Source organism: Streptosporangium sp. NBC_01810 (genome assembly GCF_035917355.1).
In the GTDB taxonomy this organism is placed as follows: Bacteria; Actinomycetota; Actinomycetes; order Streptosporangiales; family Streptosporangiaceae; genus Streptosporangium.
On the sequence record NZ_CP109070.1, the window covers coordinates 5,320,775 to 5,336,712 of the forward strand.

The following is a 15,938-nucleotide window of genomic DNA, read 5'->3' on the forward strand; positions in this document are numbered from 1 at the left end:
TCATTCACAACTGTCACACAGGTCACAGGAACCTTGGAATTTCCTATTCATCGACGTATTCGCACTTGAAGAGCAGATAGCCTCATTTATCCCCCCTCAATGACAGGTAACGACAGAGCGGCACGGAAGGTAAGCGCGGATGCCCACGCCCCGAAAACTGACGCTTCTGGCGGCGACCATCGGTCCGGTGGTTCTGATCGCGCTGGCGCTGCTCGCGGGCACCGATGTCATCTCGGTCACGGCGGCCATCGTGCTCGGCGCGATCGCGACGGTGTTCGCCGTCCAGATGCCGGCGATCGCGACAGTGCGCAGGGTCGACGGCAAGGCCCTGCGGATCGACAACCGCATCAAGCGCTACGAAGCGGAGATGACCACGGTCAAGGCCGCGACCGAGCGGCTGGACCGGCGACTGGACGAGATCGTCGAACTGCTCAGGAAGCACGAGCACAAGCGGGACGAGGACCTGCAGGCGATCCTGGTCTCCCTGGGCGAGGACCGGCTGGTCTCCATACCGCAGCGCCAGGAGATGGAGGAGATGGTCCACGACCTGCTGCCGCGCCTGGCCGCGGTGGAGGCCAGGACCGAAAGGGCCGCCCCGGAGGGAGAGGCGTGAGCGGGGCCGGGCACGGCGACGGCCAGGCCGCCCGGACCGGCGTCCCGCGCGCCGGGGTCAGGCAGAACGACTACGGGTCACTGCTCCCGCCCGACCTGGGCCGATGGGAACCCAGGCTCGGGGTGAGCGTGGTGATCCCGGCGCACGACTGCCAGGAGGCGCTGGACCGCACGCTCGCCTCCCTCGCCGCGCAGACCTACCCCGCGCACCTGATGGAAGTGGTCGTCGTCGACGACGGCAGCGACCCGCCGCTGCGCGTCCCCGAGATCACCCCGGCCGATACCCGCCTCGTCCGGGTGCCGGAAGGCCGCTGGGGACGGGGCTGGGCCCGCCAGACCGGTGCCGCCGCGGCGGGCGGCGACGTCCTGCACTGGGTCGACTCCGACATGATCCTCAACCGGGAGCACGTCGAGGCGCACATGCGCTGGCACCACCTCGTCCGCTACGCCGTCGTGATGGGCGACGTCCGCTTCACCCCCGACGGGGCCGGGCCCCGCGCCGGGGAGGTCCTCTCGGCCGTGGAGTCCGGGGACGCGGAGAAGCTGTTCGACGAGTCCGCGCCGCACGGGTGGCGGGCGACCGTGCTGGAGGAGACCCGGTGGCTGCGGGACGCGGGCGCCGGGGCCTACCGGCTCCACTCGGGGGCCAGCACGTCGGTCCCCGTGGCGCTGCTCCGCTCCGTCGGCGGCGTGAACACCACGCTGAACATGGGCGAGGACACCGATCTCGGCTTCCGCCTCGCGCAGGCGGGCGCGGTCTTCATCCCCGACCCGCAGGCCCGAGGCTGGCACCTCGGCCCGTCCACGGTCATGCTCAGGGAGAAGGAGGTGCACCGGCACAACTGGTCGGTGCTGCCCGACCTCATCCCCGATCTGCGCTGGCTGCGCACCCACCCGCGTAGGAACTGGCTGGTGCCGTACGTGCACGTCGTCGTCGACGCCCGCGGCGCCTGCTACGAGGACGTGCGGGTGAGCGTGGACGCCGCGCTCGCGGGCACCCTCGTCGACGTCGCCGTCACCGTGGTCGGGCCCTGGGCGCGGCTCCCCGCCGGACGCCACTCCTCCCTCGACGAGCCGCTGCTCGATCTGCGCCTGGTGCACAACCTGTACGTCCACGAGCCACGCGTCTCCTTCGCCGAGGAGGCGCCCTCGGGCTCGGCACCCGCGCCGTTCCGCCTCACCTTCCCCGCCGGGTGGGCGCTCGGTGCCGGCAGCCTGGCCGAGCTGGTCGAACTCGCCGAGCGCGAGGGGTACGGGCTGCTGAGCGCTGTGCTCGACGAGGGGGCCACCGGGGTCAGGGCGGCCAGGTTCGAACGCACCGCCGCCTTCGCCAGGGCCGCACTGGTGACCGGAGACGCCCCCGACGGTGACATCGGCAGTGACACCGGCGACGACATCGACAGCGACATCGACATCGACATCGACGGTGTCGTCCACGAGCTGTTCGGCTCCCTGTGGGTGAGCGCCGCCGAGTTCGGCGTGACGACCGCCGGGGAGGCGGAGCCCGTCGCCGGGGACCCCGCGAAGTGGCGGGCCGAGGGCACCAGGTGGAAGCGCGAGGCGGAACGGCTGCGGGGCGAGGTGGAAAGCCTCCGCGCCGAAACCGAGCGCCTGCGGGAGGAGGCCGGGCGCCTGCGGGAGGAGCGGCGGCGCGGTCCCCTGGGCGGGATCATCTCGACGGCCAGGCGGCGGACGGCCACGCCTCGCGGGAAGAGCGGCTGATGTCCCCTCTGATCGATCTTGTACGCACCGCCAGGGAGCGGAACGGCAAGCGGCGCGTCCTCGTCTACTGCGCGGGCTTCGAGGCACTCGGCGAGCTGGAGTCGTACGGGGCGATGGACCTCGACGGCGACCTCGACGGCATCCCTCGCGCAGAGGAGGGCGCCGCGGAGATCCTGGTGCTCGCCCGCACGCCGACCGACCTCCGCAGGGCCGCGAGCCTGCAGTCACTGCTGGCCATGGCCACGCGGGTGGTCGTCGCGGTGGAGGAGACACCGCACTGGTACACCGCGCCGGTGCCTTCGCCCACCCCCGCCCACCGCTGGCGGTCGCTCGTCGAACTCCGTGTCCACCAGCCGGAGCAGCCCGCCTGGGTGATCGAGGCGCGGTTTTCCAAACCGGCACCCGCCGGGCGGACGCTCGCCGCGACCGCCAGGGCGTTCGCGGGACACCGGATGGACGCCGTCGCCGCACCCGTCGCCGGTCTGGCCGGCCCCGGAGCGGTCCACTGGCGTCCCGGCGACCCCAACGCGGCCCCGTCCTCCCCGACGGGACCGGTCCCCGACAGGTTCGGCGCCCGTGGCGCCGACCTGGTCGTGCGTGCGGTCGGCGAGGAGCCGCCCCCCTGGTCCGGCGGCGAGAACCCGGCGGACCGCCCGGTCGCCGAGCTGATGAGCTGGGAGCGGCTCGGCCGCCCCGGCGGTGGCAGGATCCTCCAGGCCGGCCTCGGCGACCTGTCGGAACCCCGGACCATCCCCCCGGTCGACGACCGCTCGGTCAACCCCATGGGCTTCGTCACCGTTCCGTCCCTCGGTATGGCCGACCTGTCCGTGGAATCCGACCGCTGGGCGATCACCTGCGGGGGCGGGATCCTCACCGCCTTCGGAGCCTCCGGCGCCGTCACGGACGTGGACGTCAACCGGATCAGGCAGGTCAGAGGGGTACGGGTGGACTGGCGGCGCGGCCACAGCGGCCCGGTGGCCGCGCTGCGGGTCGTCACGGGGCTGGCCGCGGCCGGGGTACCGCTGGTCTGTGAGGCCGTGCCGCGCTGGGCGGGCGCCCTCGGCCCCGAGCTGGCCGCTCTGATCACCTCGGTCGGCGAGACCGCGCTCAAGGACGACCTGGAGCGCGAGGAGCACAGCATCCGGCTGCGCCGCGAGGCGCTGCGCACCCACGGCGTCCGCGCCCGCTGGGAACAGCTCGGCGCCCCCGCGGCGCCCTCTCCGCCGGTGTCGGTGCTGCTCGCCACCCGCCGCCCGGAGATGGTGGGCTTCGCGCTGGAGCAGCTGTCCAGGCAGCGCGGCGCCGAGTTCGAGGTGATCCTCGCCCTGCACGGCATCCCGGCGACGCATCCCGGCGTGGCCGAGGCGCTGGCCTCCTTCGAGCGGCCGGTCACCGTGTTCGAGGCGGGCGGGGAGGCCGTGTTCGGGGCCGTGCTGAACGAGGCCGCGGCCAGGGCGTCGGGATCGTTCCTGCTGAAGATGGACGACGACGACTGGTACGGGCCCGACTTCGTCTCCGACCTGCTGCTGGCCCACTCCTACTCGGGGGCCCAGGTGGTGGGCATGGTCCCGGAGTTCGTCTACCTCGCCTCGATCGGGGTGACCGTCCACCGAGAGCAGGTCACCGAGCAGATCACCAACTTCATCGCCGGAGGGACCATCTTCGCCGAACGCTCCGCCTTCGAGGCCGTGGGCGGCTTCCGTCCCCTGCCCGGCACGATCGACGCCCAGTTCCAGCACGCCGTGCAGGCCGCCGGCGGGCAGATCTACCGCACCCAGGGCCTGGGTTACATCCTGCGGCGCGGCAACGTCGCCGACCACACCTGGCGCGAGCCGATCGGCACGTTCCTGCGACGCAACAAGCGCCAGTGGCGCGGCTTCCGGCCGAGCGCGCTCATGGAACTCCCCCCGGAGGCGCCGTGAACGCGCCGCACCCCCTCGGGAGGCACCGTACCCGCCGCAGGCCTCTGCCGGAGAGACCGTGAACGCGCCGTACCCGCCGCGGGTTCCGGTCCAGGCCGCCGCGCCGCGGATTCCCGGAAACGACTACGGGGTGCTGCCGGCGCCCGTCCTCGGCGCGTGGGAACCGCACCTGCCGGTGAGCGTGGTGATCCCCGCCAGGGGAGGGCAGGACCGGCTCGATCTCACGCTGGCCGCGCTCTCCGCGCAGACCTATCCCACGCACCTCCTTGAGGTGATCGTCGTGGACGACGGCAGCGCGCCCCCGCTCCGGCTCCCCGAGATCGCTCCCGAGCACACCCGGATCGTCGTCGGCACCCCCGGCCGCCGGGGCATCGCCTGGGCCCTGGAGGCCGGCACCGCCGTCGCGGACGGCGAGGTGATCCACCGGATGGACGCCGACATCGTCTCCTACCGGGAGCACGTCGAGGCGCACATGCGCTGGCACCACCTGGCCGGCTACCTGGTGGTGCTGGGGACGCTGCGCTTCACCCCCCTGGCGGGCACCCCGCCCACCCCCGCCGAGGTCCAGATCGCCGTTTCCAAGGACAGGGCGGACTCCCTCTTCACCGAGGACCCCGAGCACGGGCACGACTGGATCGGCGAGCTCGTCACCGCCCACCGCGGCTTCCGCGACGCGCCCAGCTCGCTGCTGCACCGCGTCCACGTGGGCGCGACGGTCTCGCTGCCGGCCGCCCTGCTGAGGGAGGCCGGAGGGCTGGACACCTCCCTGACGCTCGGCGAGGACACCGAGCTCGGCTACCGGCTCACCCAGACGGGCGCGGTGTTCGTCCCTGACGCCGAGGCGCTGAGCTGGCACCTGGGCACGACGACCGCCATGCGCAGGCCCGCGGACGTCAGGCGGCACAACGACCCGTTCATCGCCGACCGGGTCCCCTACCGGCGCCATCTGCGCACCGACGCGGGCCGGCAGTGGCTGGTCCCCTACGTCGACGTGGTGGTGGATGCCCAAGGCGCCTGTTTCGAGGATGTCAGGGCGAGCGTCGACGGGGCACTGGCCGGCAGCCTGCCCGACGTGCACGTCACCCTGACCGGGCCGTGGGCGTCACTGGAAGGCGAGCGTCGCGCCCCGCTGGACGACCCGCTGCTCGACCTGCGGCTGCTGCGCGGCCAGTACGCCCACGACGGCCGTGTCTCCTTCGCCGAGCGGGTCCCGGTGACCTCGGCGCCCGCGCCGTTCCGGCTCGTCTGCCCGGCCGGATGGGTACCGGGGACGGAGTCCGTGGCCATGCTGGTCGAGCGGGCGGAGCAGGACGACGAGGGCCTGCTGCTCGTGGCGCTGGACGAGGACGAGTCCGGAGTCCTGGCCGCCCGTCTGGAGCGGACCTCCTCCGTCGCGAGGGCTGGGCGCGTGGCCCGCGAGGGCGAGTCGCTCGACGACGTGATCGCCGACCTGCACGGCGCGACCTGGCTGGACGCGGAGTCCTGGCGGCTGCGGCCGGCGGCGCGCGCCTACCCCTACTGGGCCACGAACCGCAACCGGGAGGCCGTGCGCTGGCGCGCGGCGGCCGAGTCGCGCGCGCGGGAGGCCGAGCGGGCCCAGCGGCAGGTCGCCAAGCTCAAGGCCGAGCTCAAGGAGTTGCGTGCCGTGGCCGCCAAGGGCCACCGCGACACCGTCAGGTGGAAGGAGAAGGCCGAGCAGCGCCGCCTGGAGGCGGTCGCCCTGCGCCAGGCCCGGCAGCGTTCCCTGCTCGGCCGCGCCGCCCGCGGCCTCCGCAGGCTCACCGGGGGCTCCTGACCGCCCTCACCCGTGCCGTTTCCGGGCGACGGCCCACCCCGCGCCGTTTCCGGGCGACGGCCCACCCCGCGCCGATGCCGGGCGACGACCCTCCGGCCCGGTCCTCCTGCCCGGCCCTCCGCGGATCCGAGGGGTCCTGACCGCGCCCGGGTCGCCGCTCAGCCGGGCAGGGGGCGGTAGCGGGCGCCGACGGCGCTTTGCAGTGTCTTCACGACGGTGCCGCGGGACTTGCGGGCCGCCAGCCAGTCGAGGAACCCGTTCAGGCGTTCGGGAGCCACCGAGTAGAGCCCGCAGCGGTCGCAGACGCGATGGAACACCAGCGGAACCAGGCCGCCACCGCCCTTCTCCGCGTTGAGGACCTGCTGTTTCATGTGTCGCAGCAGGGTGTCCTCACGGACGGAGCCGGGCGTGCGGATCTCGTAGCGGTCCCTCGGGCGCATGGTCTCGCTCGCCGGGCAGCCGGGGCACCCCCACTCCCTGAGCCCTCCGACCGAGCGGGCCGCGTCGTAGCCGCACCGCCTCGCCACCGCCTTGGCGTCGGCGTCGACCGCGCCGAACGGGTAGGCGAGGGTGGCCGGCCGGTACCCCCACGCCACCAGCCTGGAGCGGTCGTCGCAGATCTGCCCCTCCTGCTCGCTCCGGGTCAGCTCGGTGAGGCGGACGTGGGTCAGCGTGTGACCGCCGATCTCGTGGCCCTTCTCGGCTATCGCGGCGAGCCGGCGCCGGGTCAGCTTGAGCTCGCCGCCGATGGTGTCGGTGTTGACGTAGAACGTTCCACGCATGCCGTGTCTCTCCAGCATGCGGGCCACGGCCAGGTGTGTGGAGTCACCGTCGTCGAAGGTGAGCGAGACGACGGTCCCGGCCTTCTTCGAGGGTTTCGCGGTCTTCGCGTGAGCGACCGGTCCCGGCGCCATCGCGATGGCCAGCGCCGTGGAGAACACAGCCACCCGACGAAAGATCTTCACGGTGGGCTCTCCTTCCCGGAATAGCAAATAAAGCGTAAAAAAACACCATATAAGCCTATAGAGACCACCGAATTATCCGTTATCAAATCCCCAGGAACCCGATACCGACCCGGCATGGCACCGCCCGGTGAGTCTGCCGCAAAGAGCTTTGCGGCAGACTCACCGGGCGGTGCCGATCATCGAAGTCCCGGGGGCGTGTGCCGGGAAGGTTCACCCGGCCGGAGCGGCGGTCACCGCGCTACGGAGTCTCCTCGCCCTCCACCCGCATGACGCTCACCACGTCGCGGACGATGTCCAGCTCGCGCAGGCCCTCGATGGTGGCCGAGAGCGCGGCGTCGCCGGCCCGGTGGGTGACCAGCACGAGCTGGGCGTCCGCGCCGTGCCCCTCCTGACGAACGGTCTGGATGGAGACGTCCTGCTTGGCGAACATGTCGGCGACCCGGGCGAGCACACCGGGCTTGTCGGCGACGTCCAGCGAGACGTGGTAGCGCGTGACGGTCTCGCCCATCGGGTGCACGGTCAGGTCCGCGTAGGTGGACTCCTCCGGGCCCCGGGTGCCCGCCAGCACGTTGCGGGCCACCGCCACGATGTCGCCCAGCACCGCGCTCGCGGTCGGTGCGCCGCCGGCGCCCGCGCCGTAGAACATGAGCTGACCGGCGGACCGCGCCTCGACGAACACCGCGTTGTACGCCTCGCGGACCCCCGCCAGCGGGTGCGTCCTGGGGATCATGGCCGGATGGACCCGTACGCCGAACGACCTGCCGTCCTCCGAGCGGGCACAGATCGCCAGCAGCTTGATGACGTAGCCCATCGCCTTCGCGCTGGCCACGTCCGTCGCGGTGATCTCGGTGATGCCCTCGCGGTGCACGTCGGCGGCCGTCACCCGGCTGTGGAAGGCGATCCCGGCGAGGATCGCGGCCTTGGCCGCGGCGTCGAAACCCTCCACGTCGGCGGTGGGGTCCGCCTCGGCGTAGCCCAGCGCCTGGGCCTCCCCCAGCGCGTCGGAGAACGAGGCTCCACTGGAGTCCATCTTGTCGAGGATGTAGTTGGTGGTGCCGTTGACGATGCCGAGCACGCGATGGACGTGATCCCCGGCGAGCGACTCGCGCAGCGGGCGGACCAGCGGGATCGCACCCGCGACGGCCGCCTCGAAGTAGAGGTCGGCGTTGCCGGCCCTGGCCGCGGCGTGGATCGTCGCGCCGTCCTCGGCGAGCAGCGCCTTGTTGGCCGTGACGACGGACTTGCCGCTGTTCAGCGCGGCCAGGATGAGCGCCCTGGCCGGCTCGATTCCACCGATCACCTCGATGACGATGTCGATGTCGTCTCGGGCGACCAGGGCCTCGGCGTCGGTGGTGAGCAGGGCGGGGTCCACGTCGGCGTCCCGCCTGCGGCCCAGGCGCCGCACGGCGACCCCGGCCAGCTCCAGCGGTGCCCCGATACGGGCGGCGAGGTCGTCGGCCTGCTCGTGCAGGAGCCTGACCACCTGGGAGCCGACGACTCCGCATCCCAGAAGCGCGACTTTCAGCGCCATACGATCACGCTCCCCTCTCGCCCACGCCACGCACGGGTTTCTCGGCCGCTCCTGGTCGTTTCACAGCTGTCCTCTCAGCAGGTCGTCCTCGGTCTCCCGACGGACGATCACGCGGGACACCCCGTCCTTGACCGCGACCACGGCGGGCTTGGGGAGGTAGTTGTAGTTGTTGACGAGCGAGCGGCAGTAGGCGCCGGTGCCCGCGACGGCGATCAGGTCGCCGGTGGCCAGGTCGGCGGGGAGCCACAGGTCCCGCACGACGATGTCGCCGCTCTCGCAGTGCTTGCCGACCATACGGGAGAGCATCGGCTCGGCGGCGCTCTCCCTGGAGGCCAGGCGCGCGGTGTATTCGGCCCCGTAGAGGGCGGTGCGGAGGTTGTCGCTCATGCCGCCGTCGACGCTGACGTAGGTGCGCAGCCCCTCGACGTCCTTGATCGTGCCGACCTCGTAGAGCGTCACCCCCGCGCGTCCGGCGATGGCCCTGCCCGGTTCGACGGTGAGCTTGGGCACCGGCAGGCCGGCGCCCCTGGCCACCTTGCTGACGATCTCCCGAAGGCTGTCGGCGATCTCCTTGACGTCGGGTGCCGTGTCACCGTCGACGTACGGGATGCCGTAGCCGCCGCCGAGGTCGAGCTCGGGCAGCACGACGTCGTGCTCGTCCTTGATCTGCACCAGGAGCTTGGCCAGACGTGCCGCGGCCACCTCGAACCCGGCTGTGTCGGTGATCTGGGAGCCGATGTGGGAGTGCAGGCCGACGAGCTCCAGCTGGGGCAGGGCGAGGATCCGCCTGGCCGCCTCGGCCGCCGCGCCGGAGCTCAGCGAGAAGCCGAACTTCTGGTCGTCGTGGGCCGTCGCGATGAACTCGTGGGTGTGGGCCTCGACACCCACGGTGACCCGGATCATCACCCGAGGGCGCCTGCCGTGCTTGTCGGCGAGGAAGCCCAGGCGGGCGATCTCCTCGAAGGAGTCGGCCACGATGTGCCCGACACCGGTCTCGACGGCCCTCTCCAGCTCGGCGAGCGACTTGTTGTTGCCGTGCATGGTGATCCGCTCGGGCGGGAACCCGACGCTGAGCGCGACGGCGAGCTCGCCGGCGCTGCACACGTCGAGGCCGAGGCCCTCCTGCATGATCCAGCGGGCGACCTCGCGGCACAGGAACGCCTTGCCGGCGTAATGGACCTCGCCCCCGGAGAAGGCGCTCGCGTAGTCGCGGCAACGGGAGCGGAAATCCTCCTCGTCCACCACGTAGAGCGGGGTGCCGTGCTCGGCGACCAGGTCCCTGACGTCCACGCCGCCGACCGTGATCGAGCCGTCGGCGCGGCTCGACGTTCGCGGCCAGATGGTCGGGTCGAGCGTGTTCAGGTCGGCGGGTGCGTGCGGAGGGCGCTCCTCGGGCAGCACTTCGGCATGCCGGTCACCGGCGGGATGGGCGAATCGACTCACCCGATCGAGGCTATCGGACCCGGTGATCCCCCTGAGACGATTGCCCACCTATCGAGACGCGGCCACCCTCGAATACGCGAATTTTTTACGTTATTGACCACTTTCGCGACATATTTTAATGTCGCACCGCGATCTGATCTTCAGGAGACCTGCTCGGCGGGAGCGCCCCAGGTGTTGCAGGCCGCCACCGTGCCGCCCTCCTGGCCGTGCCGCATCCACTCGGCTCTGCTGGCGCCCGAGCCGTGCGACTGCCGGTAGGCCGCCTCCGTATCGTCCTCGGCGCCGGAATCGCGCCCGGCGAAGCCGCGCAGGCTCTTCAGCCGGCGTGGCGCGGCGATGCGCAGCGTCGCCGCCGCCAGGCAGTCCGCCTGGAGTTCGAGCCGCCGCGACCACGCCTCGTCGAAGGCCTCGGAACCGCCCTGGTCGGCGATCCCGCTGACCTCCTGAACGTGGTGGGCGTACTCGTGCGCGAGCGTGAACATCATCGGGAAGACCCGCTCGTCCTCGACCAGCACGTTGACGACGTGGGAGTCGGGACAGTAGACCCCGGCCCAGTCGTAGTCGTCGATCCCGCAGGCGGCCTCCTCGGAGGCGGCGATCAGCCGCACCTCCTCCGGCGCCGCGTAGTCGATGCCCGCCTTCGCCAGGGTGACCGCCCACATCCGGTCCAGGCACCCGGAGAGGGCCTTCAGCGACGCGCGGGCGTCGGCGTCGAGGTTTCGCGGGAGTGTGCCGCAGCGGGCGTCGATCGGCCCCGTCTCCTCGTAGAGGCGGTGCTTCGCCGCGACCGAACGGGGCGAGCCTGGCGCGGTTCCGAGGAGTTCACGCAGATCGTCGCCGAGGTAGACGAGCCCACCGGAGATCACCGCGAAGGCGAGCAGGGTCGGCAGCACCCGCCGGATCATCCCGGGGCGGCGCGGCTCGTACGCCTCCCAGTCGCGGGGACCGCCCATTCGCCTCTCCCCTGATCCCTTTGATCTTCTTTGAGAGGGTCTATCACAATCTGTCGGGGGCTGTCTCACCAAGCACGGCCAGCGCCTCGGCCAGCACGTCACGTACGGCCCGCGCCAGGCGCACGCGGGCGGCGTGCAGCTCCGACGGCTCCTCGTCACCGACGGGAAGCGCGGCGGCTCCCTCGAAGGCGTCGTGGTAGGCCAGGGCCAGGTGCTCGGCGTAGGCGGCCCACCCGGGATCCCGGCTCACCCGCCTGCCGGGCACCTCGGCCAGCGACCTGAGCACCGCCCTGTCCCTGCGGCCGTCGAGCAGCTCGGGCCTGAAGGCTCCGCCGACGCCCAGTTCCACCGCCCAGCGCTGCACGGCGACCGCCCGCGCGTGCGCGTACCTGACGACGAATCCGGGGTTGGCCCACGTCCTGGGGAGGTCGGCCCACGGGGATGTGCCCGTGACGGGCGGGACGCGCGCGCCGATCTCCGTGACGAGCTCGCCGGGCACGGACACCGCGATCTCCAGGAAGCCACCGGCCAGGACCCGGACGGCCGCGATCCCCGGCAGCGCGCGGAGCCACCCGGCCATCTGTTCGGGGGCCTCTCCCCGGCGCAGCGCGGCCGGGGAGACGTAGATCGCCTCCTCGGCCCACGTCCCCCTGGGGATCGGCGGCAGGCCGAGGACCTCGCCGAGCGCGCCGGGCGTCATCCCGGCAGCCTAGCCGTCCGCCGCCCACAGATCCCGTGCAGATCCCGTGCAGATCCCGCCCGGACGGCCCCGGCTCCCGCCGCCGCAGGGCCGGGGCCCGACTCCGGACCCTTGCCTGGCCCTTCCCTGGCCCTTCCCTGGCCCTTGCCGCTACCTGGCCCTTCCCAGGCCCTTCCCTGGCCCTTGCCGCTACCTGGCCCTTCCCAGGCCCTGACCGGCCCCTTGCCGCGCTCTCCCGCACCCTTCCCTGGCCCTTGCCGCGCCCTGACCAGGCGGACCGAGGATGTACGACGGTCAGATCAGGGCGTGCGGGTCGGCCGGGCCGTAGTCGACGAGCTGGGCCGAGCCGAGCAGCCAGCGGTCGCGGTCACGGAGGCAGACGTAGCCGAAGCGGTCGGCGGAGAAGACCTTGATCCCGTCCGCACGGCACTGGCGCATCAGCACCTCGGCCCAGTTCTCCGAGACGTCGGCGAAGCCGATGCCGCGCAGCACCGTGCGGCGGGCCAGCAGGGTGGCACCCGCGACATCGGGGAGGTAGGAGTACTCCGCCGAGGGCTGGCGCAACACCGTCGCCGCGACGTCGCGCAGGTGGGCGTAGTAGGCCGCCTTGCCGACGATGTCGGCGCTCGTGAACAGGAACGCCCGGCTGAGATCGGTCAGGTAGTGCTCTCCGTACCGGTCACGGGCGTCCATGACCGCCACCAGGTCGCCCTGGCACAGGTCGAGGGCGCGGTTGAGCATGCCGCCCGTGGTGAGTCCGGGGTCGGGGCGGCGTACCGTGACGTGCACCTGTTCGGGCAGCGCGGCGCGGGCCCGCGCCGCGGCGTCGGGAACGTCCGACAGCAGCACCAGCTGGACGACTCCCTTCTGCGGCGCGATCTGGGCCAGCGTGTGCTCCAGGTCGCCCCGGTCGATCATGATCACCGAGATGTTCAGGGTGGCCCGGCCGCTGGGCAGGCCGATCGCCTCCAGCAGGTCGTCGACCTTGTTGGTCATCGTGCCCGAGGCGTACGCCTGGCGGAGCGCCAGGTGAGCCCGGCGCGGGTCGGGATCGGTGCCGATGGAGGTTCCACAGGCGGCCAGCTCGGCCATCCGCCAGGGCTCCGTGCCCGGCGGGCAGTCGACCGCGACGGGCCAGCGGTAGGAGGTGAGCACGTCCGGATACGACAGATGCCCGGGGAGCAGCTCCTCCAGCGAGAGCACCCGCTCGAACCGATCCCCGACCAGTGGCAGCGGGTTGTGCACACGCGGCTGGATGGCGAAGGGCAGGATTCCCAGTGAGGGCGCCCGGCGGCCCGGCTCGGGCTCCTGGGCCGCCAGCGCGGCGCCCCAGGCCCTCACGGACTTGGGCAGCGCGGTCACGACGTGCTCGAACAGCCTGGCCGCGGCGGTGAAGTCGGCCGCCTCGCCCCCGGTGTGCCAGAAGACCGTGCGGATGCCCCGCTCCCCGCACCAGGACAGCAGGGCGCGCAGCCCCTGCCCCGGCCGGCGCAGCTCCTGCGCCCACGGCCCCTCGGTCACCGACTCGACCAGCAGCAGGTGCGGGACCTCTGCCGCCAGCACCCGGGCGAAGTCCTTCGGCGTGAAGCCGGTGCTCTGGCGCCACTCGTAGCGCAGCAGTGCCTCGCCGTGCGGTGAGGAGATCACGGCGGCGGTCAGGTGCGGGCGGGTGTTCGGCCCGGTCGGGACGCGGAACGGCTTGAGCTTGACCGACCTGCCGCCGACGGTTCTGACCGAGCTGGTGGCCTGGAAGGACGCCCCGGGCACCGGCGCCTTGTCACCGCTCTTGCGCGGCACCGGCTGGCGCTTGGGAGCGGTCGGGCGTTTGGCGGGCTTGGCCGCCCCGCGCAGGCCCCGCGCCAGCCGCACCGGGTTGCTCTTGCCGGTCTTGATCGCGTCGCCGAGCCGGGACCAGCGGGCCACCTGCACCGAGGAGAGCTTCCACCTGGCCACCTCGGCCTGGTAACGCTGCTCCGCCAGGTCCCTGCGGAGCTTCTCCTCGGCCGCGTTCGCGGCCTCCAGCCGCTCCTCGGTCTCGCTGAGAAGTTCTCGCACCCCGCGCAGTTCCTCGGCCACCCGCTCCGCGTCAGCGATCTTGGCCTGTGCCGCGTCAAGCAGCCGGGCCAGCTCGGAGGCCCGTTCCGCGTGAGCCACCGCCTCCCGTAACGCCTGCCGTGTGCTTTCGAGTTGGTCGCCCGCCACGCCGTCCTCCGTTTCCTCAGCCGGGCGAAAGGATACCCTTTGCTCAATCGCGACACAGAGGAGTCAGCACGGTGCAGTGGCCGACGTTCAATGTGAGGCCGTACGTCTGCGGCGGCATCGGACACCTCGACGAGGCCGTCCTGGAGACGCTGCGCGGGGCGGGGCCGCGGGTCAGACCCGCCGTCCAGGACCAGGGCGCGGCCTTGTTCAGTTCCTCCCCGCTGCCGCCCTATCAGCGGGACGAGCACACCTGGGCCTTCGCCTGGGGGGAGCGCAAGCCCGGTGGGGCGGCGCCGTGGATCACCGTGGCCGAGACCTACGAGACGCCCGGCCTGATCGACGACGGCGAGCGGATCACCCTGCACGCCGGTGGCCTCGGCCTCGTGGACGTCTACTACCTGTTCCGCGGCGGGGCCCTCTACTTCTCCTCGCTGCTCGAACCGTTGCTCTCCCTGGCGCGCACCCCGTACGAGATCAACTGGGACGCCTGGGCCTCGATCATCCAGCTGACCTTCCCGCTGCGCGACGACACCCCGTACACGCAGGTGAAGCGGCTGGCCGGGGCGAGCGCGATGGTCTTCGACCGGGCGTCGGGCCGGATCTCCGTCGAGCGGATGCTGCCCCGGTGGCTGCGCGAGGAGCCGTACGAGGCGGGCAGGTCCGCCGGGGAGATCCTGGAGATCCTGCACGAGGTCTACAAGGAGCTCGACGGGCGCCCGCTGCTCGTACCGGTCAGCGGCGGCTACGACTCGCGGCTGCTCTGCTCGGTGGCGGTGGCGCGCGGCGCCGACGTGGAGTCGTGGACGACCAGCCCCGACGACGGCACCGACACCGACATCGTCTTCGCCAAGGCGATAACCCGCGAGCTGGGCGTGCGCCATCGGGTGATCCCCCAGGACGCCGCCGCCTACCCCGACGACGCGCTGGCCGCGGCGCGGCGGCTGGAGTTCCTCACCCCGCACCACGCCTGGTACACCCCTTTCGCCCGCGAGGTGCACGGGGCGGGGCGGACCCTGGTCGACGGGCTGGCCGGAGGGCCGCTGCTGAAGAACTTCATGGTCAGCGGGGCCGCGCTGGAGGCCTCCACGCAGGCCGAGCGCAAGGCCGCGCTGCTCGGCTCGCTGGCGCTGGGCTCCCCCTCCACGCCCTTCCTGTCCGAGCGGGCCGAGGAGTGGATCACCGACAGCGTCGGGCACGCCTTCACCCAGTCGACCTCCATGCTCAACGGTCACCGGGCGGAGTTGCCGCTGTCGGTCCTGCACACCAGGACGGCGCGGGGCATCGCCCGCTCCCCGGTCAACCTGGTCGGCCCCGAGGTCTCGTTCACGGCGCCGTTCATGCACCCCGACTTCTTCGACGCGGCGCTCTCCGTGGGGGTGAACCGCAAGGACCAGGGGCGTTTCTACCGCGAGCTGCTGTACGCGGCCGACCCGCGCGTGGCCGCGCTGCCCTCCACCAACGTGGTCAAGCAGCCGCTGGTGCGGGTCCCGCTCCGCTCGGCCGCCGCACCCGCCAGGGAGTACGGCCACCGGATGCTCACCCTCGTCGCCGACGCCGTGCCCTCGCTGCTGTCCGAGCGGTTCCACGCCGTGATCGCCGAGGGCCCCGACGGCCTGACCCGGTTCAACGGCTGGAACGACCGCTTCTGGGTACGCGGCCTGGTGCTGTTCGGCGCCTGGCTCGGCGACTACCGGGACCGCCTCCCCGACCTCACCCCGCCCTGGGACTGACCTCCCGACGCCGTCCACCCGCCGGGTCCGTACCACACGGCCCGGCTGAGCCTTCCCGCGCCCCCGGAATCGGATTCCGCCCCCTCGCAGAAGACTGAAACGCGTCCCCGTCCGGCGACGCGCGCGCCTGCCGGGTCCGCGGACATAAGCCGAGGTCACCCCCTTGGGGCGTGTCATGTTTCGCGCAGGAAAACGGTGAGCGACGCGGCGATTACGCGGGCACGGCGCGATGCGCGCCGCGATTCCGTGGGGCGGGGGCGGCGTACCACGCCAAGGGGGCTTCGAGAGGTTCGGTCGGCTGGTAGTGTTCGGCCCAGAAAGCGCCACAACGGATGGCTCCGAATCACAAATTCGGCCCATCCA

11 protein-coding genes are annotated in these 15,938 nt (G+C 72.3%); 5 read left to right on the forward strand and 6 right to left on the reverse strand.

Annotated elements, in window-relative coordinates:
• Window positions 1-139: 139 nt before the first annotated feature.
• The 4 genes from OIE13_RS23600 to OIE13_RS23615 are packed head-to-tail and all read left to right on the forward strand — an operon-like array spanning window position 140 to window position 6,051.
• Window positions 140-613, forward strand: a complete 474-nt coding sequence (locus OIE13_RS23600; RefSeq protein ID WP_326636478.1) for a hypothetical protein — start codon at window positions 140-142, stop codon at window positions 611-613.
• Complete coding sequence (locus tag OIE13_RS23605; RefSeq protein ID WP_326828764.1) at window positions 610-2,334, forward strand: glycosyltransferase family 2 protein; 1,725 nt, start codon at window positions 610-612, stop codon at window positions 2,332-2,334. Before OIE13_RS23600 ends, OIE13_RS23605 begins: the two co-directional genes overlap by 4 nt.
• On the forward strand, window positions 2,334-4,256 hold the full coding sequence (locus OIE13_RS23610; RefSeq protein ID WP_326636475.1) for a glycosyltransferase family 2 protein: 1,923 nt from the start codon (window positions 2,334-2,336) through the stop codon (window positions 4,254-4,256). Before OIE13_RS23605 ends, OIE13_RS23610 begins: the two co-directional genes overlap by 1 nt.
• A gap of 58 nt (window positions 4,257-4,314) precedes the next feature.
• Window positions 4,315-6,051 (forward strand): glycosyltransferase, encoded by a 1,737-nt coding sequence (locus OIE13_RS23615; RefSeq protein WP_326828765.1) that lies wholly within the window; start codon window positions 4,315-4,317, stop codon window positions 6,049-6,051.
• A 158-nt stretch (window positions 6,052-6,209) separates the two neighbouring features.
• Here OIE13_RS23615 and OIE13_RS23620 read toward each other — a convergent pair whose 3' ends face one another.
• The 6 genes from OIE13_RS23620 to OIE13_RS23645 all read right to left on the reverse strand — a co-directional run bounded on the left by OIE13_RS23620 (window position 6,210) and on the right by OIE13_RS23645 (window position 13,845).
• Window positions 6,210-7,016 (reverse strand): polysaccharide deacetylase family protein, encoded by an 807-nt coding sequence (locus tag OIE13_RS23620; protein WP_326636471.1) that lies wholly within the window; start codon window positions 7,014-7,016, stop codon window positions 6,210-6,212.
• Window positions 7,017-7,254: 238 nt separating this feature from the next.
• Window positions 7,255-8,547, reverse strand: a complete 1,293-nt coding sequence (locus OIE13_RS23625; protein WP_326636470.1) for a homoserine dehydrogenase — start codon at window positions 8,545-8,547, stop codon at window positions 7,255-7,257.
• A 60-nt stretch (window positions 8,548-8,607) separates the two neighbouring features.
• Window positions 8,608-9,990 (reverse strand): diaminopimelate decarboxylase, encoded by a 1,383-nt coding sequence (gene lysA / locus OIE13_RS23630; protein WP_326636468.1) that lies wholly within the window; start codon window positions 9,988-9,990, stop codon window positions 8,608-8,610.
• A gap of 140 nt (window positions 9,991-10,130) precedes the next feature.
• Entirely contained in the window at window positions 10,131-10,943 is an 813-nt protein-coding gene (locus OIE13_RS23635; RefSeq protein WP_326636466.1) for a neutral zinc metallopeptidase, read from the reverse strand.
• A gap of 43 nt (window positions 10,944-10,986) precedes the next feature.
• Window positions 10,987-11,643: a DALR anticodon-binding domain-containing protein gene (locus tag OIE13_RS23640; RefSeq protein WP_326636464.1), complete on the reverse strand. Its 657-nt coding sequence runs from the start codon at window positions 11,641-11,643 to the stop codon at window positions 10,987-10,989.
• A gap of 294 nt (window positions 11,644-11,937) precedes the next feature.
• Window positions 11,938-13,845 (reverse strand): glycosyltransferase, encoded by a 1,908-nt coding sequence (locus OIE13_RS23645; RefSeq protein ID WP_326636462.1) that lies wholly within the window; start codon window positions 13,843-13,845, stop codon window positions 11,938-11,940.
• Window positions 13,846-13,916: 71 nt separating this feature from the next.
• On the opposite strand from OIE13_RS23645, the gene OIE13_RS23650 reads away from it, so the two are divergent.
• Window positions 13,917-15,575, forward strand: coding sequence for an asparagine synthetase B family protein (locus OIE13_RS23650; RefSeq protein WP_326636460.1), 1,659 nt, complete (start codon window positions 13,917-13,919; stop codon window positions 15,573-15,575).
• Window positions 15,576-15,938: the final 363 nt, after the last annotated feature.